Annotated in this window: 26 protein-coding genes; 18 read left to right on the top strand and 8 right to left on the bottom strand. The window is 36.7% G+C overall.

What is annotated here, in order from left to right; translation table 11 throughout:
- Window positions 1-101 precede the first annotated feature (101 nt).
- From C9J51_RS12630 to C9J51_RS12660, 7 genes are all read left to right on the top strand, one after another.
- Window positions 102-353, top strand: coding sequence for a hypothetical protein (locus C9J51_RS12630; protein WP_045037700.1), 252 nt, complete (start codon window positions 102-104; stop codon window positions 351-353).
- 247 nt (window positions 354-600) lie between these two features.
- Complete coding sequence (locus C9J51_RS12635; protein WP_107275190.1) at window positions 601-1,002, top strand: DUF1090 domain-containing protein; 402 nt, start codon at window positions 601-603, stop codon at window positions 1,000-1,002.
- Between the two features lie 287 nt (window positions 1,003-1,289).
- Complete coding sequence (locus tag C9J51_RS12640) at window positions 1,290-2,078, top strand: phytanoyl-CoA dioxygenase family protein (RefSeq protein WP_045039829.1); 789 nt, start codon at window positions 1,290-1,292, stop codon at window positions 2,076-2,078.
- A 343-nt stretch (window positions 2,079-2,421) separates the two neighbouring features.
- Entirely contained in the window at window positions 2,422-2,805 is a 384-nt protein-coding gene (locus C9J51_RS12645) for a hypothetical protein (protein ID WP_045039830.1), read from the top strand.
- A 222-nt stretch (window positions 2,806-3,027) separates the two neighbouring features.
- On the top strand, window positions 3,028-3,987 hold the full coding sequence (locus C9J51_RS12650; protein ID WP_045039831.1) for a hypothetical protein: 960 nt from the start codon (window positions 3,028-3,030) through the stop codon (window positions 3,985-3,987).
- 542 nt (window positions 3,988-4,529) lie between these two features.
- The gene (locus tag C9J51_RS12655) at window positions 4,530-4,931 is read left to right on the top strand and encodes an MbcA/ParS/Xre antitoxin family protein (protein ID WP_045039832.1); all 402 of its coding nucleotides are present in this window, start codon (window positions 4,530-4,532) and stop codon (window positions 4,929-4,931) included.
- Window positions 4,922-5,605 carry an RES family NAD+ phosphorylase gene (locus C9J51_RS12660; RefSeq protein WP_045039833.1) on the top strand — a complete coding sequence of 228 codons (684 nt, stop codon included), beginning with the start codon at window positions 4,922-4,924 and terminating at the stop codon, window positions 5,603-5,605. The genes C9J51_RS12655 and C9J51_RS12660 overlap by 10 nt, the downstream gene beginning before the upstream one ends.
- Window positions 5,606-5,754: 149 nt before the next feature.
- Here the strand turns inward: C9J51_RS12660 and C9J51_RS12665 are convergent, their stop codons facing one another.
- Window positions 5,755-6,900, bottom strand: coding sequence for a M14 family metallopeptidase (locus tag C9J51_RS12665; RefSeq protein ID WP_045039834.1), 1,146 nt, complete (start codon window positions 6,898-6,900; stop codon window positions 5,755-5,757).
- Window positions 6,901-7,302: 402 nt separating this feature from the next.
- On the opposite strand from C9J51_RS12665, the gene C9J51_RS12670 reads away from it, so the two are divergent.
- Complete coding sequence (locus C9J51_RS12670) at window positions 7,303-8,349, top strand: FUSC family protein (RefSeq protein ID WP_107275191.1); 1,047 nt, start codon at window positions 7,303-7,305, stop codon at window positions 8,347-8,349.
- A 15-nt stretch (window positions 8,350-8,364) separates the two neighbouring features.
- Here the strand turns inward: C9J51_RS12670 and C9J51_RS12675 are convergent, their stop codons facing one another.
- Window positions 8,365-8,703 carry a c-type cytochrome gene (locus C9J51_RS12675; RefSeq protein ID WP_082301466.1) on the bottom strand — a complete coding sequence of 113 codons (339 nt, stop codon included), beginning with the start codon at window positions 8,701-8,703 and terminating at the stop codon, window positions 8,365-8,367.
- Between the two features lie 147 nt (window positions 8,704-8,850).
- Complete coding sequence (locus C9J51_RS12680) at window positions 8,851-9,822, bottom strand: DNA ligase (protein WP_107237617.1); 972 nt, start codon at window positions 9,820-9,822, stop codon at window positions 8,851-8,853.
- Between the two features lie 284 nt (window positions 9,823-10,106).
- Between C9J51_RS12680 and C9J51_RS12685 the strand changes: the two genes are divergently transcribed.
- Window positions 10,107-11,165 carry a PTS transporter subunit IIC gene (locus tag C9J51_RS12685; RefSeq protein ID WP_045039889.1) on the top strand — a complete coding sequence of 353 codons (1,059 nt, stop codon included), beginning with the start codon at window positions 10,107-10,109 and terminating at the stop codon, window positions 11,163-11,165.
- A gap of 10 nt (window positions 11,166-11,175) precedes the next feature.
- On the opposite strand, the gene C9J51_RS12690 is transcribed toward C9J51_RS12685, so the two are convergent.
- On the bottom strand, window positions 11,176-11,688 hold the full coding sequence (locus tag C9J51_RS12690) for a hypothetical protein (RefSeq protein ID WP_045039837.1): 513 nt from the start codon (window positions 11,686-11,688) through the stop codon (window positions 11,176-11,178).
- A 287-nt stretch (window positions 11,689-11,975) separates the two neighbouring features.
- Here C9J51_RS12690 and C9J51_RS12695 point away from each other — a divergent pair, with 287 nt between their 5' ends.
- A complete protein-coding gene (locus C9J51_RS12695) occupies window positions 11,976-12,695 on the top strand; it encodes a hypothetical protein (protein WP_052675278.1) in 720 nt (239 codons plus the stop codon).
- A gap of 71 nt (window positions 12,696-12,766) precedes the next feature.
- Here C9J51_RS12695 and C9J51_RS12700 read toward each other — a convergent pair whose 3' ends face one another.
- A complete protein-coding gene (locus C9J51_RS12700; protein WP_407675586.1) occupies window positions 12,767-14,257 on the bottom strand; it encodes an FAD-dependent oxidoreductase in 1,491 nt (496 codons plus the stop codon).
- Between the two features lie 557 nt (window positions 14,258-14,814).
- On the opposite strand from C9J51_RS12700, the gene C9J51_RS12705 reads away from it, so the two are divergent.
- The 4 genes from C9J51_RS12705 (at window position 14,815) to C9J51_RS12720 (ending at window position 17,961) form a co-directional block, all read left to right on the top strand.
- Window positions 14,815-15,855 carry an OmpA family protein gene (locus C9J51_RS12705; protein WP_045039839.1) on the top strand — a complete coding sequence of 347 codons (1,041 nt, stop codon included), beginning with the start codon at window positions 14,815-14,817 and terminating at the stop codon, window positions 15,853-15,855.
- A 268-nt stretch (window positions 15,856-16,123) separates the two neighbouring features.
- Window positions 16,124-16,552 carry a hotdog fold thioesterase gene (locus tag C9J51_RS12710; protein WP_045037687.1) on the top strand — a complete coding sequence of 143 codons (429 nt, stop codon included), beginning with the start codon at window positions 16,124-16,126 and terminating at the stop codon, window positions 16,550-16,552.
- 5 nt (window positions 16,553-16,557) lie between these two features.
- The gene (locus tag C9J51_RS12715) at window positions 16,558-16,794 is read left to right on the top strand and encodes a DUF3389 domain-containing protein (RefSeq protein ID WP_045039840.1); all 237 of its coding nucleotides are present in this window, start codon (window positions 16,558-16,560) and stop codon (window positions 16,792-16,794) included.
- 171 nt (window positions 16,795-16,965) lie between these two features.
- Window positions 16,966-17,961, top strand: coding sequence for an outer membrane beta-barrel protein (locus C9J51_RS12720; protein ID WP_045039892.1), 996 nt, complete (start codon window positions 16,966-16,968; stop codon window positions 17,959-17,961).
- Window positions 17,962-18,105: 144 nt separating this feature from the next.
- Here the strand turns inward: C9J51_RS12720 and rodA are convergent, their stop codons facing one another.
- The gene (rodA, locus tag C9J51_RS12725; RefSeq protein ID WP_045037685.1) at window positions 18,106-19,197 is read right to left on the bottom strand and encodes a rod shape-determining protein RodA; all 1,092 of its coding nucleotides are present in this window, start codon (window positions 19,195-19,197) and stop codon (window positions 18,106-18,108) included.
- Window positions 19,198-19,451: 254 nt separating this feature from the next.
- On the opposite strand from rodA, the gene C9J51_RS12730 reads away from it, so the two are divergent.
- Entirely contained in the window at window positions 19,452-20,357 is a 906-nt protein-coding gene (locus C9J51_RS12730; RefSeq protein ID WP_045039841.1) for an ROK family protein, read from the top strand.
- 81 nt (window positions 20,358-20,438) lie between these two features.
- On the opposite strand, the gene C9J51_RS12735 is transcribed toward C9J51_RS12730, so the two are convergent.
- Window positions 20,439-21,599, bottom strand: coding sequence for an MFS transporter (locus C9J51_RS12735; RefSeq protein WP_197076365.1), 1,161 nt, complete (start codon window positions 21,597-21,599; stop codon window positions 20,439-20,441).
- Between the two features lie 558 nt (window positions 21,600-22,157).
- Entirely contained in the window at window positions 22,158-23,114 is a 957-nt protein-coding gene (gene ylqF / locus C9J51_RS12740; protein ID WP_045039842.1) for a ribosome biogenesis GTPase YlqF, read from the bottom strand.
- 471 nt (window positions 23,115-23,585) lie between these two features.
- Here ylqF and C9J51_RS12745 point away from each other — a divergent pair, with 471 nt between their 5' ends.
- From C9J51_RS12745 to C9J51_RS12755, 3 genes are all read left to right on the top strand, one after another.
- Entirely contained in the window at window positions 23,586-23,771 is a 186-nt protein-coding gene (locus tag C9J51_RS12745) for an AlpA family transcriptional regulator (RefSeq protein WP_045039843.1), read from the top strand.
- A 104-nt stretch (window positions 23,772-23,875) separates the two neighbouring features.
- Window positions 23,876-24,019 (top strand): hypothetical protein, encoded by a 144-nt coding sequence (locus C9J51_RS19520; protein ID WP_164838153.1) that lies wholly within the window; start codon window positions 23,876-23,878, stop codon window positions 24,017-24,019.
- A 242-nt stretch (window positions 24,020-24,261) separates the two neighbouring features.
- Window positions 24,262-26,520 (top strand): ankyrin repeat domain-containing protein, encoded by a 2,259-nt coding sequence (locus C9J51_RS12755; protein WP_107275192.1) that lies wholly within the window; start codon window positions 24,262-24,264, stop codon window positions 26,518-26,520.
- The last annotated feature ends 328 nt before the right edge of the window (window positions 26,521-26,848 follow it).

Genomic DNA, 26,848 nt, shown 5'->3' on the forward strand with positions numbered 1-26,848 from the left:
TATATCAATATTGTCAGTGGGTTCTTATACTGACGTGATATATTTCACATTATAGGTAAATTGAAATAGCACGCTATTCATAACAATAGGTTTATATGATCATGAACAACCCAACGGATTTTTACACACTAAAGCCAGAAATCATTTCACGTCCAGAGTCAGAAGGTTCATTAGCGACTAAATCATCAATGTTTATCAAACAGACTCGCGTGTATATCCTGAACGTTCAAGAATTCGTTGATAATGACGATAAGAGTGAAAACCCATTTGGCGTTGAACGATATGCACTTTGGCCTCGTTTAGCAAAAAGCAAAAAGCGTTTAGAAGATCGTGGTTACATCTTTAATTTTTAACAAAAGATACAAATAACAAAAGATAACAAAAGATAGGACACCCATAACAAAGATGGGACAGCCATAAAATTACACTAGATATGACGGGTAATAAATCCGTCATTATTTACAGTGCGATAGGGTATCTACTCACAGCCTGCCAAAATATTAAAGAGTACAGCTATGGGTGTCCTGTATTTTTTATGTTTTCTTATAGCTATCATGTAAACTATTATCATTGAATTTGTTAAATAATTAGAGCGTGATAATGTTAAATAATGTCGCTATACCTACAACGCTGTTGGCCGTATTTTTGCTATCGACATCGACGATGGTTCAAGCTACTCCACTCATGGGGTGTGCCGTTAAAAAGCAAGAAATTAACACTCAGATTAGCTATGCAAAAGAATATAACAATACCTATCAGCTAGAGGGGTTACAAAAAGCATTAGCAGAGGTTAATGATAACTGTACTGATGAATCGCTAAAAGCAAAACAACTAGCAACGATAGCGAATAAAGAGAAAAAAGTAACTGAAAGAAAACAAGAGTTAATGGACGTTAAAGAAAATGGAAAAACAAATAAAATCAATAAGAAAGAGAAAAAATTACATGAAGCAATAGATGAACTTCAAAATGCAAAAAATACATATTCACGCTATTTCAAATAACATAATGAATAGTTTAAAAGTGATCAAAGTATAAATAAGTATAAATAGGACACCCATAAAATTACGCTAAATATGACGGGTAATAAGTCCGTTATTATTTGCTGTGAATGCCTGCAAGGGCGATAGGGAATCTACTCACTGTGTGTGGAAATCTTAAAGAATAAAGATATGGGTGTCCTGTATTTTTTAATGATGATTTTATTACTTGGTTGAATAGCACCAGTCTGGCATTATGCGCCCAAGAATACCGTCGTCAGTAAACGGTACTGAGAGTGTGAAGGTAGTCAGTGATAGAAAACAACCAACAATTAAGTAACCGTTATGATGAACACGGTTACTTTGTGATTAGAAATTATTTCGACGAAGCTCAGATTTCATTGCTTAGAAAAGTGGTGTTGAAATTCCATGAATTGTGGAAAGCAGACAACAGAGAGTTTTATCATGAAGAAGCGTTTAATTCGTCTTTAATTACGGGCAGCGAATATCTACCCATTGATGATAGAACGGTACTTTTTGACTTCATCAGCTCAAAAAAGATCATGGACGTTGTTGATGCAGTGATACCTGAAAATCCTGCATTTATGAATACACAACTGTTCTTCAACCCTGTAAATCCGCAACAAAAAGACTTTTGGCATCGTGACTGTCAATATGACTATGATCTTGAAGACCAAATGAAAGTCATATTAGAAACGCAAGTGTTACATCTTCGCGTGCCTTTATTTGATGAACTTGGCATGGAAATCATCCCCGGCACACATAAGCGATGGGACAACGAAGAAGAGCACAATGTTCGCCAAGAAGAAAATGGTAAAGTCAGCAATGACAGCATCTCTGGCGGTAAACAAATTGGGTTAGCTGCGGGTGACTTGTTAGTGTTTTCAGCTGATATGATCCACCGAGGCTTATACGGCTTAGATCGTTTAGCATTGGATATTTTGATCTTTGACTCAGCGGCTGATTATGTCGATTACGTGGATGATGATTGCTTACCGCCCCAATCAATATTAAATAAGATTGCCGATCCAAGGCTATTTCTCAACACCTTGCACTTAAAATCAATGGTGTGTGCTTAAAAAGATGGGACGGCCATAAAATTTATTAGATGTGACGGTTAATAATAACCGTCAATATTTATTATGCCGTATAAATACCCATCATTTTAAATAGAGAATACAGTGCCAACCCCCGTCATTCCCTACAGTGAATCTACTTACAGCGTGTTGAAATTTCAAAAATAAAGATATGGGTGTCCTGTTTTTTGCTGAAAATTGTGATTACTTAACATTATTTCTATTTATTTTCGTCATTATATTAATATGAGTTGTGGGGTATAATTTCAATTCAGGTAGCTAAGAAATACACAATCTTGTAAGTTTATTTATATTGCGCCATAACGAAATAAGGAAGGGAATCTTTATGTTATATCAAATGATGGTACTAATACATGTAACAAAGAAGAAAAGCTACTGTACTGGAAATGGACAATTCTTACTGGCAACTTCTCGAGAAAATCTTTTTGAAATAATTACAGATCCTAATCGTCATGGAGAACAAACATCAACGTTTAACCAAAAATTTAGACCGTTATTTGATAAAAATCCTAACGAATTAGCGTTTGTACTCTTTGAAGGCGATAGTCGGGAAATTGTTGAATCTAAAGCTCGTGATTTTGCAGATGGAAGAGTCTGTAACTGTTTGACAAAAGCTCAAGGTGACCCCAAAAAACACTATGGTTTTCTAAAAAGTACACTGAACCCTGTGATAATTACTATAGTACATACGTCCACCGAAGTAGCATAAATAATTATCACACAATATAACGATGTATGGTCATGTAACGGAAAAGACCGCTACAATGGGCGGTCTTTTAACAATAGTTATATTTATGCGTAATTACAATCACTGAACACCTACTTTTTATCATTCTGATTGAGAACAATAACATTGAATTTGCGAGTAAAAAGTTGCATCCTTCGCGCGTGAGATAATAAAAGCTATTTAGCGTTAATTTATGGAGGATTAATGTTTAACAAGAAACCTTTTTTGTACAACATGTATGGAATTATCGGAGTTATAGCTACACTTGTTAGTATTTATATTGCATATATAGAATTAAATCCAAACCCTATATCTATTTCAATGTCTATATTATCAAGTGAAAAAGTAACAGATGTTAAGATGGTCCCTGGAGTCCAAGCTAATTTCACTTATAAGGGTAGAGATGTATTAGGTCTTTGGAAAGTTAAAGTAAGACTTACGAATACTAGCGATCGAAATCTTATAGGTACAGGATTAAAAAGTGATTTACTTTATAGTTCAATACCTATTTCAATTAATAACAACTTTAAAGTAATTGACAACAATTTAGAATTTGATTCTGTCGGTATAATATCAAAATATAATCAGGATAGTAATGTTGAAATATATTTTGAACAATGGAATGAAAAAGAGTCTGCTATTTTGGTTATATATTTAGAACAATTAGACTCTAAAAATATAATACCAACATTAGAGATTAAATCTAAAAGTTTAATTCACGGAAATATAATTATAACGGATGATTCGAATATGTTTTATACCGTGAAAAGGAAAAAGCCTATATTTGATATGCCTAAATGGCTAGATTCATCAACAGAAATAATCACACTTGTCACATTGATTACTTTTCTTTTATCGATTGTTATAACTTTAGTATTTACTCCAATTGACTTTTTCCGTTTTCAAAAATGGAAAAAAGAACACTCTGATAGTTTTAATAATCATATCAACTCAATTATTAACAGCATAGATAACCTTGATATCATAAATATGCTGGAATCATATAAGAGCAAGCCTTATAAAGCACCTGATTGGGTTTGGAAGAATTTTAATGGTCAACAATATACAGAGACACAGCATACAGATACAATAAGGCAAACTGTAATAGTAGTTGTAATATATGCAATAGCTTTGTTATCAATTATATTGCAGATGTTTATTTAAATGTTCGTTGATGATTTTCAGTGAGATTTGATATTAAACAACTCTATTTAACAATAAATCACAGTTAAATGTTTGTTAATTTTGTTACTGGGTATTTTAAAGGCCATTATGCTTCATTATCAGGGCGAAAGCATTAAATTTCTAAAGTTAAACAAAACTTATTAGTTCAATTTAAGTTAGTTTCGTTTGGGATACTTAAAATGAAAATTACTGAGTAAAGGTTTATCGTCAATTTCTCATATAGTGAAATGTTCAATGCGATAGTTTCGCCTTTAGTTGAGAACTGCTTGCGGATGCGTCTACCTTCTCGACCTTGTGGATAAAAAATAGGACAGCTATAACTTTAGTGTAAAGATATGGTTGCCCTGTGTTTTACTGTATCTCTAAAGTAGATTGCCCTTACAGGATAAGACCTAGTGCTGTTTTAGGTGCGGGAATGCGTTTTTTTAAAATAGTGCATCCAATTATCGTTGTATTAAAATCATTTACATTAGTCCATATCTGGACTAAATTATAATAAAGCTCCATTTGAGGATTTTGTTATGAGTTTAGCCAAAGAGAGTGGTTTTGATGCTAAAGCATTAGCAATGGCTGGGTTTAAAGCTGCCGATAATATTTTATCGTCATGGGGATGCACTGCCCAGCAAAGCCAACATATTTTAAAGCTGTCAAAATCGTCATATCATAAATTTAAAGTGACGCCTGAAACAACCAAATTAAGTGATGATCAACTAGAGCGTGTCAGCTATCTATTAAATATGCATCAAGCATTGCGTATTGTATTTAGTAACCCAGTTAATATTAGTAATTTTATGGGGATGAAAAATAACAATGATTATTTTTCAGGGCGTTCACCGCTGGAAATTATTGAATCAGGAAAGTTTGGTGATTTATATGAAGTTGCACGGCGTGTTGATGCGTTGAGAGGTGGGCTATGGGGATAGAAGATAGCCAGTTAATGATGAAAGGCCATCGATTAATTAATACTAAATACCCTACGATTAATCTATTTGATGATGTGGCGAGTCCTGAAGAATTTGAAATGTTATATGCAATTCAAGCAATGACAAATCCTCGGTTACGTGATGAAGTGGGGAATATATCATTAATCAATACATCAGAGATTCCATTTCACTGCGAACGTGGGCGTAGTTATGCGGTTGCCCCATTTACACATATTAATCCTAATGGTGGTCGATTTAACGATGGGTATTTTGGCGCATTGTATATTGCATTAAGTGAAGAGACTGCCGCATTAGAAGTTAAATATCATCAAGAAAAGTATTGGTCGAATATTGAAGGCTTAGAATATGATCGCTTCGTATTTAGAAATTTAATTGTTAGCTATGATCTAGAATCTTGCCATGAAGTGACACATAAGGATGATGACATACTTAATCTTAATTCTTATGTTGCTTCACAGCAATTAGCGCGTGAATTAAAGAAAGATAACTGCCAAGCGGTAAAATATCCCTCAGTACGTTCAGAGTTGGGCATCTGTTGGGCGCTATTTACGCCAAAGCCTGTTTATGATGTTGTGCAATCGAACCTTCTGGAAATGATTTGGGATGGTAAGAAGATAGCTGAAGTAAATAAGATTAATCATATGAATATTTAGTTGTCGCCACTTTGTCACCCCTTGCTAGATTTTACTCTAAATACGTCCTAGTATACTCATTTAATAACTTTGTATTTTTATTCATTAGTTTGAATAAAAAACGGCCACCCAAAGGCAGCCGTTAATATTATACGTAGCAACAATTAGTCTTAACGAAGATCATCAGTAACAGCAAGCACTGCTGCTAGCGTGTCATGACCAAAGCCGATACTACGCTCTGGAGACCAGCCGTATAGGCTATCTGGCTGATTGTTATGATCTTTAAATGGCATTTCAACAGTGTAAGACAAGCAGTTAAATTGCTCGCCAACCCAGTTTGATGCCACTGTTAAGTTAGCTTCGCCTGGTTTATCTTTGCCGTAGCCGTGTTTGTCTTGGAATTCTGGCGTTACAGTTAATAGCGCTTGTTTGAATTTATTTTCAAGATTTTCAAGGCGTGCATCGTATGATGGAATGCCTTCAGAACCAGCAACAAAGTTAAATGGAATTGCTTCATCGCCGTGGATATCAAGGAACATATCTACGCCAGTTGCTAGCATTTTCTCACGTACGTAGAATACTTCAGGGCTGTTTTCTAGTGATGGTGTTTGCCACTCACGGTTAAGGTTCACACCAATCGCATTTAAGCGTAGATGACCACGTGCGCTGCCATCTGGGTTCATGTTAGGCACAACATAGAATACGGCTTTGTTTAATAGGGCACGACCAACAGTGTCAGTTTCATCTAACAAGCGTTGTACTAAGCCTTCAACAAACCATTCTGCCATGGTTTCACCTGGGTGCTGACGTGCAATAACCCAGATTTTTTTCTTTGGTGCTTCTTCGTTATCTACGGCGTGTTCATCACCGATCACTAATAGGCTAACATCGCGATTATCAAGCGTATGACCTAATGTTTCTAGGCGGCAGTTGTAATGGCTTTGTGCAAGGTGCAATAGATCTTGATGACGATCGTAGCTGTAGGGTGCAAAGTAAGCGAAGTACATTGATTCATTTTCAGGAATAACAGTGAACGTTAAGTTGTCACCATCAAACTCTGAAGGGATACGGAACCACTCTTCACGATCATAAGAGGCCACAACATCATAGCCATTCCAACCTTCAGGGTAGGCTGAGTTAGCTAGATCTAATAACGTAATAGTATGAGGCTGTTGAGCTTCTGATTCTAAACGGAAGTGAAACCATTGATGAAGTTCAGATTGGTTATCGTTAGGAATACTGAGTTGAATGTCGTCTTTGCTCTCTGCTTTAACAACATTGATGCTACCGCTTTCGAAGTTACTGAAAATTTTCATGAGGGTTACTCGTTATCTTTATAAGTATTGAATTAGGCTATCACAAACCACTGCAATCGATAATGATTTTTGTTCATCAAAATAAGGTTTCATTGTTAGGTTGAGTGAATAATCATCAATGGCGCTATGTGGTGTGATAAATCGGTAAAAATCGCGATGATAAGTTGATGTTTTAAGTGTTGTTGGAATCTAATAATACGGCTTAAGGTAATTTACAATAAAAATGCATAGATTGTATTAAAACAGCTATTAAAGAACAGTTGTGTGATTAAACGGGCTTTTAAGTGATAATTTATGCATTTGTTGCTGATGAAATTAATTTTGTGCAGCTGGTGATCTTAAAAACTGTGTGTTATTGGTATCTGTTATTAGTTTTAAATATTTGTCTGGTAATAACACAGAATGAAAACCTTTCACCAACAGATCATTAAGCACATGCGTTTATTTCATGTGCTGCGTATTATTATTGCCTGCATGGTTGCTTTTTCGATCGATATTGTTTTTAAATTACCCTATGGCACATGGGCGCCAATTACTATTATTGTAGTGATGTCGGCGAAGTATTCAGGCGAAGTGTCAGATAAAGCCAGTCAGCGAATACTCGGTACCACCATTGGGGCAATTTTAGGTCTGTCGTTGTATTTTTTCCCTGTTGATAATGTTTATTGGCACTATGGTTCATTAATCGTGATGCTTAGTGTGTCGCTGTACTTTACTCTAGGAAAATACTCTTACAGTGCGATTTTAACTTCGGTGACATTGGTGCTGGTTGCGGGTAGTGGTCCTGGAGATTTACATATTGCATTATGGCGTACGACTAATGTGTTATGGGGTGGGTTAGTGGCGATTATTGCGAGCCAATATTTGTTTCCGGCTAAAGCGACCGATCATTTCAAATTAGTATGTGGTGATTTTTTACGTGTGTTTCATCAAAACTATTCTGAGCATAATGCACTGGTTAATAGTGATGATGCTTACCGCGAAATATCGTTATCTCAGTTACGCCAAACATTAAATAAGATCACGTCATTAGAATCGAGTATTGGTCATGAATCGCCTGCAATGAAACAGCCTGTTAAAAAGGCGATTGCTTGTCAGGTAAGAATGTTCAATTTATTAGAAAATATTATTCAGACACAATGGCGACATCAATACAGCAAAGAAAAAGTACAAGAAATACGGGCTTTATCGCAAGCAAAAGAGCAGTTATCGCGAATGTGTGAACAATGTGGTGACGACTTATTATCACCCCAAAGGCCATTAATGGTGATCAATAAAAGTCAGCTTGAAATTTTAGCGTTATATCCTAAGTTAGCGACAAATGTTGATAGCCGAACGGATATCAGCTATTACGGCTATTTGTGGCTTAATCGAGAATTGGCACGTCAGGTTGCTGAGCTTTCTGAATGGTTGTGCCAATTTGAAACGATTAAAAATGATGCACAGTAGTGTCAGCAGTAATGATTATTTCATCGCTGAATAATAAGCGGCAATATCCGCTAGATCTTGTGTGTTGAGGTTCTGTAATTGACCTTTCATCATGGTTGCCATTGGGCCAATACGCATGTCATTAGTATAAGCAAGCATTGCATCATAAAGGTATTGCTGTTGTTGGCCTGCAAGGTTGGGGTAACTCGGTTGCGGCGCAATACCATTACTACCATGGCAGAAACGGCAACTTGGGGTTTTAATTTCCCCTTTGCTGGTATCACCTTTTGGCATTGCGTAAGCGTTAGTGCTCATTGCGCTAATAAGCAATATAGCGGTTGTTAGGGTGCGAAAACCGTTAAATAGGTATGTCATTATAAGCCATCAGTTGTAAGGGATATGATTATCATAGTAAAACGATACCATAACTAATCAATGACTTAACCTGTGTTTTTTGCGTAAAGAGTGTAACAATAAATGTCATAGAAAATTACAATCTATGCCTTGGTGTTGATTATAATATTAGCTATCAGGATTATTACGTACTCGAATAAAACGTGCAAAACGAGGGATGCCACGGTCGGTATAGCCGTTGTAGCGATATTGAATGGTGGTGCCTATCGCCGGTGGTGATTGTCGCTGTTGATCATTAAAACCTGATCCTATTTTAAAGGTGTTATTAGAGGCTGTTTTCACCCACACCGATCCCATCATACCTTGGTACTTCCCATTACCTTCTTCATAACCAATAACGATCGCTTCAGCATCGTGGTGGTTTTTGAGTTTTAATAAATGCTCCGTTCGACCAGAAGTATAGTTATTAGATTTATGATGCAGCATTAAGCCTTCACCATCATGACTACTTATAATATCGAGCCATTGCACTAAGATTGCCAGATTATCGAGCGATTTATGTTCAACCCATTGTAAGTGTTTAAGGGGCTGATTGTTTTGATCGCGTTGTTGCTCAATTAATACCTGTAGTTGACGGTAACGATCGCTGAATGGCGCGCTATTATGGGGCAGATCAAACACCATGTAATTGATATTTTCCCATGCCTGATGGTCAGGTTCATTATCAAGTACAATTCGTGTTAATGCTTGAAATTGGCCTCGTTCAATCCACAACTCGCCATCTAATGCTGTGCTCGGAAAGTTGGCATAAAACCATGCTGGTGCGTGAATAATCTTCCCTGTTTTAGTGAGAAGTTGCTGACCATTCCAATAGGCGCGAATGCCGTCTAATTTTTCGCTTACTAAATAATCAGTAACCGTGAAAATATCGTGAATTTGATTATCATCACTATAATGTACGGCATTGAGTTGATCGCTAGGTAAACTTTTAGCCAACATTAGTTGTGGTTGTTCTGCTGCAAGTGGAAAACTCAATGAGAGGCTAATTAAGGCTGCTATTGGGGTTAAATGCTTATTAAAATGTTGAAATCTAAAGCTATCATGGCAATGTGACAGCGGCTGATATTGTAATAATGGCATGATGTATTCCTAGTAAGCACAAGAGGTATAACTGTAAATAAATGCCTCTGGTGGGTAAATTACAATACTCTACTTTTGGTGATGTTTGTGCTGATGTTAGAGTTACGGAATGTGAACTAAGTTACAGTTACATAATTTATGTGTCAAAGGTGCTAAATAGGAATGTAATATGTGAGCAATAATTATGTTTTAAATGATAAAAAAAGTCACTTATTAACTGTGTTTATCGACAAGCTAGGGTAAAATTCTGCCACTAATGAACTCTTTATGTGGTATTTGTCATCATGTCGTCTTCTTTGTCGCGATTTTTTACTCGTGTTAATCATTTTCTCGTCTCTAAAAATATCACTCTCTCTTTCCATTGCTATTTTATTCATGCAATGAGCTTTATGGCGCTAGGTTTATTTTCATCTCTATTGATTGGCTCTATTTTAAATACGATTGGGATTAAATTTTCGATTCCACTACTGAGTGATGTCCTGTGGCCAATCGCTAAGCAAATGACGGGGCCTGCTATTGGTGTGGCGATTGCTTATGCATTAAAAGCACCACCATTAGTGTTATTTTCATCAACAATTGCTGGTGCTGCGGGGGCGGCAATGGGTGGGCCGGTGGGCGCTTATGTCGCTAGTATTTGTGCTGCTGAATGCGGAAAATTAGTTGCAGGTGAAACGAAGGTCGATATTTTAGTGACGCCAGCGGTAACGGTATTAGTTGGAGTGATGGTCGGTAGTTGGATTGGTCCATTAGTGGGGGCGGTGATGACTCAGTTTGGACAATTGATTATGTCGACTACCCAATTACAACCATTATTGATGGGGGCATTAGTGGCGGTGTTAATGGGGATGGCGTTAACATTACCGATTAGTAGTGCCGCGATTGCGATTATGCTGAGTTTAAATGGTTTAGCGGCAGGTGCTGCTACTGTTGGTTGTGCCGCGCAAATGGTGGGGTTTGCAGTTATGAGTTATCGCGTTAACGGTTGGGCTGGTATTTTTGCTCAAGGGCTTGGGACTTCAATGTTACAAATGCCAAACATTGTTAAGAATTATAAAATTTGGATCCCACCGATTGCGGCTTCTGCGATACTTGGCCCGATAGCTACGGTTGTGTTTCACATGGAAAATACGCCACTGGGGGCGGGAATGGGAACATCAGGATTGGTTGGACAAATTCAAACTGTGATTGCGATGGAACAACCGGGAGTGAGTAGTGGTTATATTTATGGGCTTATCGTTCTGATGCATTTTATTCTACCTGCGATAATGACGCTGGCTATTGCTTATATCATGCGCCGCCAAGGTTGGATTAAAGACAGTGATTTGGTGTTAAAATTAGGTTGATTATCGAAGGCTAACGCTTGGCTAATGTTGTTGTTTTTTGTTGCTCAGCACACCGAAAAAAAGCATCTGCTTGGCGTTGACTAGCGATAAAAGTAAGAGGGTTAAGTCCTTCAATGTGTAATTTTGTACGATAGCTGTGGTCTTTGAAGGCTTGAGTAAATTGTTGTGGGCTGACATTGTTAACGTTGTTTGCAATGGTAGTGGTATAAATAACGGTTTTATCATCTATGCGCTTAAATAAATTGTGATCAACAATATAGTTAAGTTCTTTTTGCTGTTCAATATTATCAATAGCTTGTTGTGTTAATTGACCTCGAGAAGGGGCTTGAAGATCGCTAAGATGATAGATTTTAACATCGTAGTGATTATTTCTATTGGTTGATAGGGTTAACACAATATTATCTTGTAAGCGTTGTTCTTTTACCGTGAGAGTGCAGTGCGCCTCGGTCTGACTATAGGTTGAGTTTTCAAGCAAAGGTAATGAAAATGCTGACACGGTGAGAAAAAAGAGAGGTGTGATCATAATAATACCCTTGATTATATTGTGTATTGGAAGCTACAAATTAATCCTAGTTTGGTTGGATTGTATTTATTGGCTAATCTCACAATATATTATGGTTGAAACACTTTATTAAAATTGAGAATTGAACGGTAATTCATTTGAATTTATTAATTATTAAGCTTTTTTTCCAAAGACATAACATTATTTGATGCAGAGTTAACAATTTATCATAAGCAAAGTGTTAATCTCATCAATAGTTAAATGCATTAGTTGTTCTTAATCTGAAAAATAAAATGGAGAAAGTGATTATGTCTACTACAACGACAAGTAAAACCCCTTTGTTATTCTCTCTTTTAGCGCTTATTGCTGGTGGTGCAATGGGCTATGGTGTCGGTATAAAAGTAGAAAAAAGCACAAATGCGCCAAATCTTCTTAGTTGCCAACAACAGCGACAATCTCAAACTGAACGACTTGACCAGAGTGCAAAACAATATCAATTATTGGTGGCAAGTAATGAGAAACAAAGTCAACAGCTAGAGCAGACAACAAAAGATTTAACGGCAATGACAGAATTAGTGGATAAACAAAAAAAGGAATTTTCATCCCAATTAGCATTGTTAGCGCAGAAGAAACAACGGTTAGCGGTGAATCAAAAAAAATTAGTGGTTAATCAACAAAAGCTAGAAGTAACGAAAAAGAAATTAGACACTGAAGTGGTTAAGTTACAAACCACTACCACTAAACAACAAGTGGTTATTGATAAATCGCATCAGTATTTTAAGCGTCAAGCAGAAATGCAAGCGAATGTAAAAGCAACCCAAGCTAATGTTGCAGAGTTAAAGTTAGCGGCAAAAGGTTTTAAAAAAGCGTGCGATGAATTTAAATCGGGTAATAGCTGGAATTGGGTATCACAAAAAGATTGCGATAATTATGATCAGCAGTTGGGATTATTAAAAGATAAACAAGCCGTTTTAGTTTCTCAACAGCAGGCTTTGTCTGTTATTAATGCTGAAATAGGTAAGAAATAAATCGTATTCTATTTGAAGTATAGACAATAAAAGTAGCTGCCATGACAGCTACTTTTATTGTTGTTTAATGGTTATTTTATATTGTGACCAATAGGGCGGGCGAGTGAGGTTGGAAAACCACGTTCTGCGGCTAACTTTTCAGCATGCGCCACAATATCGTGCAAACTTAATTGTTGAGATATTGGAAATTCATTTTCACGGGTTTGCTGTGTAGGTTGTGGGATTAACGCTAATGCCGCAAGCTGATCAATAATGGCATCAGCAACAGACAATGCAGATGACGCTTTCACAATTTCAGAGCGGGCATAACGCTGATGAGAATAAGAAACATCGGCCGCGCGTAATGTCGGATCATTACCTGGAATTTGTTGCGCACCAAATAATGGTTTTCCTCCCACCGTTGCTTGTTCAAACTTATCCACAAACTGCGCCATATGATTAATTGCGCGTTGAGTGCGTTGTTCAATCTCTTGCTGTGACCAATGCTGTTGTAGTTTCTCTTTAAACGACGCATTCAACTGTGGTTGTGCACTGGTTGCATTAGATGACACTAACCCATTTTTAAATAACGTAATATCTTGTGTCATACCATGTAATTGGAAAAATCCATCAGGGTATGGGGTTAATTGCGCCATACCATTGGGTGTGCCTCGTTCGCCATGGAAAATTACTTCTGGCCATTGCGCATCACATTGTGACCAGTGAGTAATATAAGCCGCTTTAAATTCAACCATCCGCTGACGTGGAATATGTGCCAAGTCATCAATAGTGCCTGTGCGGTAACCGCCTGCATTTACTAAATAATCGACATTGATTTGATGTTGTTGATTCGCTGAATCTTGATAACTGACTTGCCAACCCAGACCTTGTTCGTTTTCAATTAACGACGTTACTTTAGTATTGGTATGTACATGGCATTGTGTGAGCTTGTTCAATGCAAGGGTCAAGGTTGCGGTAATTCTAAATACACTTAAACCATATTCTTGCACCATGACTAATGGATATTTGAACTGATCTAGATTGATTGATTTAGCAACAGGGATCATCCATTGATCGGGTGTTAGCGGATGCTCAGGATTATCGTGTAATGCAAGGCGCTCTAAATCATGGCGTTGATACAATTTAAAGTAGTCTTTTGGATCACCAAGAACACCATTTTTAGGATCTTGTTCGACAAGTGTTTGGTAAGTTTGTTGTAATAACGTTAAGCGAGGTAATAAGTCACTTGAATCACCTGCATCATTACAAGGGATCGCAATAACGGTGGGTCTAATATTGGTTGTGTGGCGATAAACGCGCAACGTATCAATAGATTGCTTGAGTAACGTTATACATTGTTGATCTGATATTTCACGATAAAGATTACCACCTGCGTGTAAGTGGCAAATTGGAGGACCATTAACTAAGCTTTTTCCTTCCTCAAAAAGTTGAACATGAATACCTTGTTCAGCTAATCGAAGTGCAATAGTTGATCCTGCTATACCACCACCAATAATACCTACGGTTGTCGGTAAACCTGAGTGGGGTAGCGATGTTGTTTTACTGTCAATTAAATTCATCATACCTGAACACGAAAATCAGCTAAAAACACCAAAAAGATTTATGTAATAAAAGACATGCACAATAAATCTTTTGAATGAATAAGATGGGTCATTTTACGTTGTAATAAGATAAAGAGAAATAGCAACGAATTAAAATCCGATTAAAAGACTATTTATAGCATTGCTATAGGAAATGTTTTTGTTGATTCTATGTTCAATTCTTTATAGGTATGCGATAGTTTTTAAATTTATTGTGTCTATTTTGTTATTTTATTTTTGTATGATTAGTGTTTTTTACAGTTGTAGTCATAATGTTTATTATGTCTTTTGAAAATTTATTTTGTGTTTTTTGAATAAATACAGAAAAACAATTTTTTACTAAATCGTTTATTATCATGTATTTATGATTTATATTCGATATGAGTATTTATTTATTCTGGATTTTTATTTTTTCTTTTGCTAAATTTAATTTTGTTTTTTGAACTTAAACATAAAAATATGGTCGTGAATTATATTTTTATGTTGAGACATCGAAAAACAGCAGTAGTAGTGGTAATAAATATAATAAAGGATAAATAATGTCTAAAATTAATCTAGTAGTTTTACCTCTTGCACTTCTTGTTTCAGGTGCAGTAAACGCAGCAACAGAAAACCCATTCTATGCGGGTGCTCGTGTTGGTGGTGTTCATTATTCTGATTTTGATGCAAAAGCAGGTAACCTAAATACAAACCCAAATCAATCTATCTCAATTGATAAAGATGATTTTGCTGGCGGTATCTTCATGGGTTACAACGTAACATCATGGTTTGCTATTGAAACGGGTTACACTTGGTTAGGTGAAGTTACTCTTAAGAATGACGATCATCATGACGAAGGTAAAATTGAGCAACAAGCAATTGATCTTGTAGGTAAATTTACTTACCAAGCTACAAATTCTTTAGATGTATATACTAAAGTTGGTGGCGCATGGCAGTTCTCTCGTTACAAAGACAGCAACATTTCAGATCGTGACGATAGCTTAATTGCTACTGCGGGTCTTGGTGCTGAATATCACTTCACAAATGACCTTTCTGCTCGTGCTGAATACCAGTACTACCACGATATGGAAGTGAAACCAGGCGATACTAAACTTGATTGGGATGCACATTACTACGGTGTGAGCCTTGTTTACGGTTGGGGTGCAGCAGCAGCTGTTGTTCCTGTAGTCGCTGAAGTTATTGAAGCATCAACAGTTCAACTTGAGCCAATCTCTGCAGCAATGCTATTTGCATTTGATAGCAACGAGCTATCTGAGCAAGACACGCAACGTCTTGAGCCAGTTGCACAGCGTCTTGTGAACTTCCCTGAGTCACAACTTGTTGTTATTGGTCACACTGATAACTCTGGTGCAGAAGCATACAACCAGAAGTTATCTGAAGAGCGTGCACTTACAGTTGCAACGTACTTAACTGAGCATTTCAACATTGACCCAAGCCGTGTATCTGCTGAAGGCCGTGGTGAACTAGATCCAGTAGCATCTAACGATACTTCTGAAGGTCGTGCTCAAAACCGTCGTGTTGATGTAACGACTCCTGGTTTTGAAATTGAACAAGCAGCTGAAGAAGCTATTGCTCAATAATATTGTTTATTCAATATTAATCGATAAATAACTGTCGATAGTATTACAAAAAAGCGCCTTATGGGCGCTTTTTTTATGCCTTAATCTATTGAAATTTAAATATTTAATAGTAGCTGTTGTCAGTGCTATTGTGCTTAAAATTTTTATTTGTTCGTGATATCTGCTTAACAATAATAAAGTATCCTTTTTCTGACTTATGTTGAGAGTGGTATCATAGTTATTAAATAAAATAGTAACTGGTATACATAATAAATAAGCGGAGAATATTATGGCGATTTGGCAACGACCGTTTACGTTAGCACTTTTTAATCAAACTTCTAAAAACACATTAGTTGAGCATTTAGGGATTGAATACGTTGCTGTCGATGATTCGTCATTATCAGCGACGATGCCTGTTGACTCTCGCACCCACCAACCGTTAGGCATGTTACATGGTGGTGCTTCTGTCGTATTGGCGGAAACATTGGGATCATTGGCCGCAAATTTTGCTGTTAGCAGTGAATATTATTGTGTGGGCTTAGATATTAATGCGAACCATATTCGTGCGGTTCGCAGTGGTTTTGTAACAGGAAAAGCCACACCGTTACATATTGGCGCAACAACGCAAGTATGGCAGATTGAAATTAGCGATGAACGTCAGCGTTTAGTGTGTACGAGCCGTTTAACGATGGCCGTTTTAAAACATAAAAAGCAGTAAATAAAATGATACTCACTTTTTCCCAAGGTAAAATTATTGCAACGCAACATGAGGTTGTTATACGTATTGATGGCAGTTGTCGAATGATGATGCAAGCGCAAGTCGATGAACTGACATTAATTGGTGGCGCTAATGTGATCACGGCTGTTGGCAGTGGTTTGAATTGGTCTGTGAAATTAGACTCCGACGAACAACTTCAACAAATAGCGACTGAAATAGGTATTGCTATAACCCAATATTAAGTTGTTGGCTTATTTTTATATTAAATGAGCGAATGGTGATATTTAATGTAACTGGATGATTTTATTTTTATTTACGTATGACAATGAAATACTATTTTGGCATTATTAGCTAAGTTTGCAGATAATTGCATTCATAACTTATTTAATATTAATCACTATAAAGTAAATCGCATGTTTAATAAATATTTTGCACTGTTACCTCTTGCTGTTCTTATTTCTGGTGTTGCTCAAGCGGCACCTGCTAATCCTTATTATGTTGGTGTTCGTTTAGGTGATGCTAACTATTCTCATTTTGAACAGAATAACCATGCTTCTAATCTTGGTTTAAAACAAAACGATCTTGGTGCCGGTATTTTTGCAGGTTATAACATTACACCATGGTTCGCCGTTGAGACAGGCTATACATGGTTAGGTGATGCACAAGTTAATCATCAAAATATTAAGCAACACGCGTTTGATTTAACAGGTAAAGCAACATGGCATGTTAATGATAGCTGGGGCTTATTCGCGAAAGCGGGTGGTAGTTATATGTTAACGGCTTACCATGGCAATGGCGTAAGTGATACTGATGATCACCTTGTGGGCACTGTTGGTGCAGGTGTTGAATATCAATTAACCGATCATCTATCAACACGTTTAGAGTATCAGTATTACCATGACTTATCATCAAAGCCTCGTGGTACTGATTTAGCGTATAACTTTGATACTAACTTCTATGGTCTAAGCCTTGTTTACAACTGGGGTGCAGCACCGGTAGTTGATACGATCGCGCCTGCAATAGCGCAAACAGTGACTATTGAGCCTTCAACATTATCATTAGATTATGGTGTTAATCAGTATAAATTAACCGCAGCGAATGAAAGAGCACTACAGCCAATGGCTAAACGCTTAACGCGTTACCCTAGCGCCACTATTGTTGTGACAGGTTATACTTCAAATACAGGTACTGCGGCTTATAACCAAGCCTTGTCTGAAAAGCGTGCTCATGCTGTGGCATCTGAGTTAGCCAAATACGTGACAAATCCTGCCCAAGTGACAGCACAAGGTATGGGTGAACAACATCCAATCACAACCAATGCAACGGCTGAAGGTCGTGCGCAAAACCGTCGTGTAGAAATTACATCGCCAGCGCTGAAAATTGCAACAGAAGCCGCTTCTGAGCGTTAATCTATGCTATTAAAACAGGCTGTTATTGAAGAGCCTGTTATTTAATAAAAATTGTGGTAATAAAAACAGCGCAATAAAAAGGCCAGTGATGTTGAAATAAACATCGCTGGCCTTTTTTACTTTATAATTTGAGCGTTAATGAATTTATTTCTCTGGTGCGCAAATAGACTTTTTACGCAGACAAAGTGACATGATCATGCCAAATATTGCCCCTTGCGTAATAATGGCTGAACCACCATAACTAAAGAAAGGCAGCGGGCTTCCCATTACAGGTAATACGCCACTCACCATGCCGATATTAATGAAGCTATAAAGAAAGAAGCTTAACGCGAAAGCGGCACTGACTAAGCGTGAAAATGGTGATTCTGATTGATTTGCTAACCAAATCACTCTAAACGTCATAAAGGCGTAGATCCCCAATAAAAAGACGCTACCCCAATATCCCCATTCTTCAGCAAAGGTTGAAAAAATAAAGTCAGTATGGCTTTCTGGAATGAACCCTAAATTACCTTGAGTTGCATCTGTCCAGCCTTTACCGCGTATGCCGCCAGAACCAATGGCAATTTTTGATTGGATGATCTGATAACCAGAACCAAGAGGGTCAGATTCAGGATCAAGAAACTGTAATACACGCTTTTTTTGGTAAGTCTCCATCACGAAATACCACGCTAGCGGTATGATGACACCAATAATCCCCAATACTGTCGAAATTAGCTTCCAGCTCATGCCTGCATAGTAAAGTACAAATAAGGCATACAAAATAGTAAAAATAGCGCCATCAAGATCGGGTTGAATAAAAATAAGTCCCGCAGGAATAGCGGTGATCATCAGGCAAATAAGTACTTTTTTGAGCGTTGGACGTCCCGCTTCTGCAATTAATACCCATGCAATCATTAATGGAACAGCAATCTTAACTAACTCTGAGGGTTGAAAACGAATAGGGCCAAGGGCTAACCAACGTCGAGAACCATTAGTACTGTCACCAAGAACAAAGACACCAAGTAAGAAAATTACAGTAACAATAAATAAATAAGGTGCATAGCGTTGATAGGTTGCCGGAGGAATGGCTGACATTAAAATCAATACACCAATTGCAAGCATACCTCGAACCAGATGACGTTCAATAATAGGTACACTAAAGCTACTTGCACTCCATACTGTTAATGAACTAAAAGTGATCAAAAGGAGAATTGATATACAAAGTGGTACATCAAGATAAGGGCGGTATTTATTCATTAAGTACTACTGTAAACCACGCGTAATTGCGCATCGATGATAATTACCGCTACTTTAAAATATTATCGCTTCGCTACAAGATATATTTTGCAATAAAATGTGTTTCTGTTGCATTAACCGAATAAATACACAAATTATTGTCTTAAATAGGGCTAATAAGCATGGTGATTGAGTGTTTTTTCGACAGCGTCGCAGTATTTAATACTATGGCTTAATATAATAACTGAAAATAATAAAATCGCAGTGGAGTAGGAATGGATCGTTATTACTGGGGTGTTGATTTAGGCGGCACTAAAATTGAATGTGCAGTGATTGAACGTAGTACCGATAAATGTATTGTCAGAGAACGTATAGCAACAGAAAGCGATCAAGGCTATGCCCATATTTTAAATCAGATTAAATTACTGATTGATCGATGTGCTGAACAATTAGGTCAACGACCTTTAGCGGTTGGTTTTGGTACGCCAGGGACGTTAGATCCTCATCATGGCGTAATGAAAAATTGTAATTCAACCGCGCTTAATGGCAAACCGCTTGATAAAGATCTTTCTCTGTTATTAGATGCACAAGTTATATTAGCGAATGACGCGAATTGTTTTGCCTTAGCCGAAGCGCATTTTGGTGCGGCGAAACGTGTAAAACCAAATGCAGAAGTTGTGTTTGGTATCATCATGGGCACCGGTGTTGGATCGGGTATCGTTGTCAATGGCAAAGGTTTATATGGTTGCCATGGCATTGCAGGAGAGTGGGGGCATAATGTTATTGAGCCTAATGGCGCCCTTTGTTATTGCGGTCAATCAGGGTGTTTAGAAACCGTTATTTCAGGTAAAGGCTTAGAACGGTTCTACTTTGAACAATCTGGCGTCGAATTACCATTACCAGAAATAGTGGAGCGCGCCGCTGGAAATGATCTTCACGCTCAAGCAACATTGGCCAGAATGTCACATTACTTTGGTATTGCTGCTGCACAGATTATCAATGTGCTTGATCCTGATGTAATAGTTATTGGCGGCGGTGTGGGTAACATCGATGCTTTATACCAACAAGCACAGCAAGCCATATTGCCACATTTATTTAATGGTGAATTAAACACTCAGATTGTGAAGCCAGATTTAGGTGATAGTGCAGGTGTCTTTGGTGCTGCGGCATTGGTAAAATAAGATCAACCAAACTAATTAACAAACATAACAAAAAGGGCACAACGGTATTAACCATTGTGCCCTTTTTACGCATACTGTGTATTAGCTTGCCAATACTTGAGGCTTGCGTTGTAAACTTGCAAATAGCATATAAATAGCGGTTGCTAGTAGTACGATAAAGAAAAAATTCATCAAACCATTTTGTTTCGCCATAAAGCTATTCGCACCAATAGGACCTAATGCTGAACCAATACTGTAACTAAATAGCATTACTTGGGTGGCAGCAACAATGTAAGACGAATCTAAATTATCACATGCTAGCGTAATCGCAATTGGGTACAACGCAAATGCTGACATACCTAACAACGCTAATGCACTAACTAGCATGATGTAATCTGATGACAAATAGGTTAAACCCATTGCAAACACGCCAAGTAATGACATTAACGCAAGTAATAACGTTTTGCTCATTACAATAGAAAGCTTGCTAATAATTGGCTGAATAACCATGCCGCCAAGAATAATCGCCGCCATTAATACACCCACTTGATTGGTAGAAAGTGAGCTGGCTTTAAGCGCTAATGGCATCAAACCATAAATACTTCCCATCACCACACCTGATGTGATGCAACCAATAATTGCTGGCTTACTTAAACGTGAAATTTGTTTAAGTGAAAGCACTTGGTGTCCGTGGCTATCTGGCTGACCTTGCTTAATAAACAAGGGTGGCAAAATAGCAATCAATAATAGGACTAAGATCACGATAAAAGGTACAAAACCTTGTACACCAAAGTAACCCACAGCAAGCTGACCGATAGTTGTACCGCCGTACAATGACGTCATGTAAAAACCAAGACGTTTAGCTCGTTCTTTTGCGCTGTCGCCAATCAATAACCATGATTCAACAACAACAAAAATACCAGCTACAGCCATACCTGCAATTAAACGTGAAAATAGCCATAGTTCTTTATGTGGAAACAAAGGTAATACAGCAACCGTTGACGCTAATAATGTAAGAAAGCTAATAAAGGCAATGCGGTGACCTATTTTAGCAATAATAGGTTCGATCATTAATGACCCTATTAATAAACCAAGATAATAGATACTCGCTAACCAACTGGCATAACTACTATCAATATTAAAATTTGCTAATGATAGTGGGATCAAGCTCATTAAGTAGCCTGAAGCGATTGCAAATACAGTTAGTCCCGCAACGGGCACAAGCATGCCGTTACTTTTATGACAAGTAGTGGTTTGTTGCACTACCGTACTCTCCACATTAAATTCGGTTTAGATAATCTGTCTCTTTATATAAAGGAGTAACCCTGTAAAGAGTAGTCAAAAACCCGCCGACCGAAAAAGGCAGGAGGGAGGAAGAGACAGTGCTGTTTAAGTTTGCTTCCGACTGAAAGCGAAGCGATTATTCACGTAACGGTGACGTGAGTAAAATGAGAAAAACTAATCCGAAATGATGCTTTTATTTATAATCTTATCTGTATAGAAAAAATGCTTAGAGGTGAATTTAATCACATACTTTCAATAGAATAATGAATCAACAAAAGAACTTATTATTGAATGGGTTAGATTTATTTATTGCGTGAATAAATCAATGAGTAACAATAAAATCATTAGTGTTGTAATTGAGTTTGAAGCGTCGTAATTTCAGATTTAATACGAAAAAAATTAATGCTGACCAATAAAAATTTTTCTTTTATATCTGGGTTTATTAAAAGCATAAAAAAAGTCACTCTATCAGATATAAATTAATAAACAGATAGAAGTGACTATTAAAACTTGTGTAAAAAAATATTGTTTTATTACTTAGCGTTTATTTTTAAGGTAACGCTTGCGACGCTCTTCTTTTTTCTTAATCTTTTCTTCTATTTTACGTTCAGATGCAATCGCAACATTGATCAATTCTTCAGTGATCATGTCTGGATGTTCAAGTGTGATGTTACCTAAGGTGCCATTACGTAATTCATTAATCAAAATAACAGAGGCTTTGTGTAAATCAACACGACCCCCGCCTTTTAAACAACCACGCTTACGACCGATCTCCTCGATTAATTCAATTGCAGATTCAGGTAAGTCATCATCAAGGTTGTAACGTGCTTTGATCAAATCAGGGTAGGCTTGAATTAAGTATTCAATAGCAAAGAAGCCAACATCGATATAATCCATGGCAGTATCTTTAATCGCACCGGTTGCCGCTAAACGGAAACCACTGTGCGGGTTTTCTACTTTTGGCCACAAAATCCCAGGAGTATCAGACAGTAAAATACCATTATCTAAATTAATACGTTGCTGCTGGCGCGTTACGGCAGGTTGGTTACCTGTAATTGCAACAGTACGACCCGCAAGGGTATTAATGATGGTTGATTTACCCACATTAGGAATACCCATGATCATCGTACGAATTTTCTTACCCGCTTCTTCACGCTGTGGCGCAAGCTTACGGCAGAGATCCATAATTTGATTCACTTCGTTTAAGTTTTCCGTCGTAATAGCAATTGCCTTTACGCCTTGTTCTTTTTCGAGGTGATTGATCCATAATTGGGTCATTTCCGGATCAGCTAAATCACGCTTGTTCAGTACTTTAACAACAGGTTTACCATCATTAGTTTCACGGAACGACTTGATCAGTGGGTTTTCACTACTAAAAGGAATACGGGCATCTAACACTTCGATGATCACATCGACTTTTGGCATTGCCTCTTCAATTTCTTTACGGGCTTTGTGCATATGGCCCGGGAACCACTGAATTGTTTGACTACTCATTTGATTTTTATACTCTTTATTTTTCTAGTTAACCTATGGAGTACAACCAGAGGTACTAAAATTTACTGTAAACGATAACGGTGGACGGTATTTCCTATCCACACTGGTAATGCTGCGATCGCTTACATACAAATACTTATCACTGAGTTTACCATAACTGCTAGGGGATGCTTGCCCGTTAATGTATTTAAACGTTGCTGAGCTGTAAGCATGGTTAGTTATTGTGCAGCTTTTTCTAATACTTGATCTGCTGTCATAGGAGTATGAATAACATAGTCGTTTGGTTTGTGCATAGCCTTGATTCCTTATGCTTAATGGGCTTCTACACAAGGATGATATGTATTTGAAATTTCTTTGATTTTGGATTTATAAGGGCAGTGAGGTAAAGCGGAGTGATGAAGTCTTGTGGGCGTAATTAAAAAATACGTACACCGCCAATTTGATGAATGAAACAACTTAAAGGAATTCATCATGAGATTTATCCGCTTAAAAGAAGTCATGCACGTAACAGGTTTAGAACGTTCAAGTATTTATAACCACATGGCAGAAGGGTGCTTTCCTAAAACGGTATCGTTAGGCGGTAGAGCTGTGGCTTGGGTCGAGAGTAAAATAACAGATTGGATGCTGGAAAGAGTGTCAGGACGTCATAGTTTTTAAACAAATAATGAAATAAAAATTTTTTAGCCAATCACGTTGTATTTTGATTTTAAATGACTAGGTAGGATAGCTATACTTCTTACAACAAGGTTAAAAGATAAAAAATGACTAAGTCTAAAACACCAATGACACCCGCTGCGGCATCACGTATTCAATCATCTCAAGCAAAAGCGAATGGTGGTCAAGTGTCTAAAGGTAGCTTTGCTGCTCGTGCTCAAAAGGCTGGAGTAACTGGCAATAATAAATAGTAGCATAATGGAGTGGGCTATCAATAGCCCACTTTTATCATGAAAAAATACAGTAATAATAAAGATATTCAAAAGCTAATAATAAATTTATTACGTAATCAATGGCTTTATACTTCAGGTCGGAAACATGGAAAGTTACATTCTCCTGAAGGTAAAAGAATAACTGTTCCAACTTCACCTAGTGATCGACGAGCATATAAGAATTTTTTGAATGATATTCAGAAATTAACGAGATAATTTAAATGAATAAAACACCGTACTTTAGCTTGCAAGTATTACTTCGTGAGTTTGTTAAATCACTTGGACTTAGTTATAAAGATAATGGAATAGAAAGTGAAAATTTTGTAAAGTTAAAAAAAAATTTGGATAGTAGTTGTCTTAATTTAGTTATATCACCATTTAGATTTGAATATTTTAAGCGAAAATTAATATATGAAAATTTGAGTTTTTATATAAATAAAAATTATGCGGAACATATATTAGATGGTTTTGATGAGATGTTTATTGAGTATTATCTTGATTTATTAACAGCAATTCCTTTAGATGGTGTATGTTTTAAAGATTCTCAACAGATCATTAATCAACAAGTTTTAGCAAGTGCTGTTGCTTGCATTTGTGACCCTATGTTATCGAGTATAGGTATAGCCCCTAATGAGTTGGCAAAAACCAATAAAACAGCAATAACTTATTTATTTGATTATATAAGTAATAATAAAGAATGGGTATCATATCTAAAAACGTTAGATAAAGAACAACGTGATCGTATAAGGATGTGGGGAAAAGGTGAGTTACCGACACTTTTAAGTATATCGGAATTAGGTGATGATAAAAATAAAGCTTATTGGTTTAATATTAAACAACTATTTTTGACTGCAAGAATATGGGATTATTTCTTTTTTAATTCAGAATTATGTAGTAGAGAATTTTTGTCAAATGTTAATTTCGAACATATTTCAGGAACAACAGTAGATGATTTAGTTCGATTAAATCAAAAGTCTGCAGAGAGACATTTTGATCTTTGTTGTTTATATCAAGAGCTATTTGGATTACTGGCGCTTAGATATCCTCGTTCTGAAGAACAGAAGCAGATAATTATTACCTTACTTGAAAAAGTGAATAATTATTTATCAGAATACGATAAAGATAATGAAATGAGTTATTTTTATTATTGGATGACTGGTCGTTATTTGCTCCATTGTGGTGAATTAGATGAAGCTTTAAAAATGTATAAGATAGCATTTGAACAAGTTTTATATAGAAATAATGAAGCGACTCAAAAAATAGTAAAAGAAGCGATTTTAATAGCGACTAGAATACCAATACCAGATAAAGCTTTTATTAATCGATTACGTAATATCTCTGGATTATTTCATTTTGAAATTTTACCTGCAGAGTTTACCAATCCTAAAAAGAAGAAAACAGAAGTCATTGAGTCTTGGGAAATTGATGCCTATGCACAATTCTTCAATTCATATTTTACAAAAGAATCGTTTTTTCCTGGTGCGGTATACCCTGATTTTTCAGCAGTACCTTATGGTGTCGTTCTTGATGATCAACAACATAAGTTAGATATTAAAAATCCAGATAAAGTTATTTCTGTCGGTATGGATGGTGGTTTAGTTAAGCGAATGCCACAGTTAGTTTATTATGCGTGGAATGCAGATGAAGATTCTGTTGATGCATTAATTGAAGCTGGCGCACATGTTGATAAAATAGCAAAAACATCAAATGAGAGTGCACTCTTGATGGCTGTGCAAGCGATGCAAGTTAATAGATTCCCAATTAAAAACTTATCAGAGCGTATGTTTAATGCTATCGCAGCAAAGCGACATACTTCAGAAACAGTAAACTTAATCACAGCTAAGCGAAAACTAACAGCGCTAGGATGTGCGATTCAAACTGGGCGATTAGATATCGTAAAGAAAGTTGTTGAATTAGGGGCTGATATAGATCAACGACACGATGTTGGTTTTGAAACACCACTATTCACATGTATTGGGTTGTTGATTCATCATAAGCGTCCAATAACAGCTGCTATTCATGCTGAAAAGACTAAATTTAGTGATTTAAATTTACGATCACTTATGGCAAATAACGTTGGTTTGGTCCCACATGATAAAGAAGGGTTAATTCAATATCTTCGTGAAAAAGAAAGCGACGCTACATATAATTCGATAATGGATAAGATTAAAGCGATTGAAATTGATAGTATTTTACAGAATACGTCGATTGAAGGTTTCCGTGAAATTGCCAAATATCTCATTGATCAAAGTGCTGATGTAAATGCTAAGCATGATATGGCCCTTAAAGGATTTACACCGTTGATGCTCGCAGCAGAGTTAGATGAAGCTGAATTGTGTAAATATATGCTAAATGCAAACAAGAAAGGGAACATTCACGATACATGCTTTGATCCTCAAACAAATCGACGTTATACCGTAAGAGAAATTGCAGTTGCATGGCAGTCAAAAGAAGCACTTAAGGTGTTGGTTCTCTACTGATTTAAGTAGATTTTTAAAAAGCTTGTGATGTGAATCACAAGCTTTTTTTGTATTGAATATAAAACGAGAGCAATATCATATTCACTGAAATTCATTTTTCTTATTATTCATACATAAATTATAATGCGATGCATAGTAGTCAACAAAAAGTTAACTATAGCTTAGAATTTAGACGTTATAATTCTTATATTTTATGAATATAAAGCAATTTATTGAGTAATGTTTTATTTGTACATATTTGATTTTTAGTTTAAGAACTTGAATAAAAAGGGTAATCTCTATTTAAAATATATTAGGTAATTTCCCCTTAATGTGTTGTGCAATAACA

The sequence above is a fragment of the Photobacterium iliopiscarium genome (assembly GCF_003026395.1).
In the GTDB taxonomy this organism is placed as follows: Bacteria; Pseudomonadota; Gammaproteobacteria; order Enterobacterales; family Vibrionaceae; genus Photobacterium; species Photobacterium iliopiscarium.

What these genes read in the sequence shown, in the direction of transcription:
- ylqF (WP_045039842.1), bottom strand. Translation starts at nt 23,114, where the DNA reads ATGAGTAGTCAAACAATTCAGTGGTTCCCGGGCCATATGCACAAAGCC.
- rodA (WP_045037685.1), bottom strand. Translation starts at nt 19,197, where the DNA reads ATGAATAAATACCGCCCTTATCTTGATGTACCACTTTGTATATCAATT.
- C9J51_RS12745 (WP_045039843.1), top strand. Translation starts at nt 23,586, where the DNA reads ATGAGATTTATCCGCTTAAAAGAAGTCATGCACGTAACAGGTTTAGAA.
- C9J51_RS12685 (WP_045039889.1), top strand. Translation starts at nt 10,107, where the DNA reads ATGTCGTCTTCTTTGTCGCGATTTTTTACTCGTGTTAATCATTTTCTC.
- C9J51_RS12730 (WP_045039841.1), top strand. Translation starts at nt 19,452, where the DNA reads ATGGATCGTTATTACTGGGGTGTTGATTTAGGCGGCACTAAAATTGAA.
- C9J51_RS12715 (WP_045039840.1), top strand. Translation starts at nt 16,558, where the DNA reads ATGATACTCACTTTTTCCCAAGGTAAAATTATTGCAACGCAACATGAG.
- C9J51_RS12655 (WP_045039832.1), top strand. Translation starts at nt 4,530, where the DNA reads ATGAGTTTAGCCAAAGAGAGTGGTTTTGATGCTAAAGCATTAGCAATG.
- C9J51_RS12635 (WP_107275190.1), top strand. Translation starts at nt 601, where the DNA reads ATGTTAAATAATGTCGCTATACCTACAACGCTGTTGGCCGTATTTTTG.
- C9J51_RS12690 (WP_045039837.1), bottom strand. Translation starts at nt 11,688, where the DNA reads ATGATCACACCTCTCTTTTTTCTCACCGTGTCAGCATTTTCATTACCT.
- C9J51_RS19520 (WP_164838153.1), top strand. Translation starts at nt 23,876, where the DNA reads ATGACTAAGTCTAAAACACCAATGACACCCGCTGCGGCATCACGTATT.
- C9J51_RS12665 (WP_045039834.1), bottom strand. Translation starts at nt 6,900, where the DNA reads ATGAAAATTTTCAGTAACTTCGAAAGCGGTAGCATCAATGTTGTTAAA.
- C9J51_RS12680 (WP_107237617.1), bottom strand. Translation starts at nt 9,822, where the DNA reads ATGCCATTATTACAATATCAGCCGCTGTCACATTGCCATGATAGCTTT.
- C9J51_RS12700 (WP_407675586.1), bottom strand. Translation starts at nt 14,257, where the DNA reads ATGATGAATTTAATTGACAGTAAAACAACATCGCTACCCCACTCAGGT.
- C9J51_RS12650 (WP_045039831.1), top strand. Translation starts at nt 3,028, where the DNA reads ATGTTTAACAAGAAACCTTTTTTGTACAACATGTATGGAATTATCGGA.
- C9J51_RS12670 (WP_107275191.1), top strand. Translation starts at nt 7,303, where the DNA reads ATGAAAACCTTTCACCAACAGATCATTAAGCACATGCGTTTATTTCAT.
- C9J51_RS12720 (WP_045039892.1), top strand. Translation starts at nt 16,966, where the DNA reads ATGTTTAATAAATATTTTGCACTGTTACCTCTTGCTGTTCTTATTTCT.
- C9J51_RS12675 (WP_082301466.1), bottom strand. Translation starts at nt 8,703, where the DNA reads ATGACATACCTATTTAACGGTTTTCGCACCCTAACAACCGCTATATTG.
- C9J51_RS12645 (WP_045039830.1), top strand. Translation starts at nt 2,422, where the DNA reads ATGTTATATCAAATGATGGTACTAATACATGTAACAAAGAAGAAAAGC.
- C9J51_RS12710 (WP_045037687.1), top strand. Translation starts at nt 16,124, where the DNA reads ATGGCGATTTGGCAACGACCGTTTACGTTAGCACTTTTTAATCAAACT.
- C9J51_RS12705 (WP_045039839.1), top strand. Translation starts at nt 14,815, where the DNA reads ATGTCTAAAATTAATCTAGTAGTTTTACCTCTTGCACTTCTTGTTTCA.
- C9J51_RS12755 (WP_107275192.1), top strand. Translation starts at nt 24,262, where the DNA reads ATGAATAAAACACCGTACTTTAGCTTGCAAGTATTACTTCGTGAGTTT.
- C9J51_RS12660 (WP_045039833.1), top strand. Translation starts at nt 4,922, where the DNA reads ATGGGGATAGAAGATAGCCAGTTAATGATGAAAGGCCATCGATTAATT.
- C9J51_RS12695 (WP_052675278.1), top strand. Translation starts at nt 11,976, where the DNA reads ATGTCTACTACAACGACAAGTAAAACCCCTTTGTTATTCTCTCTTTTA.
- C9J51_RS12630 (WP_045037700.1), top strand. Translation starts at nt 102, where the DNA reads ATGAACAACCCAACGGATTTTTACACACTAAAGCCAGAAATCATTTCA.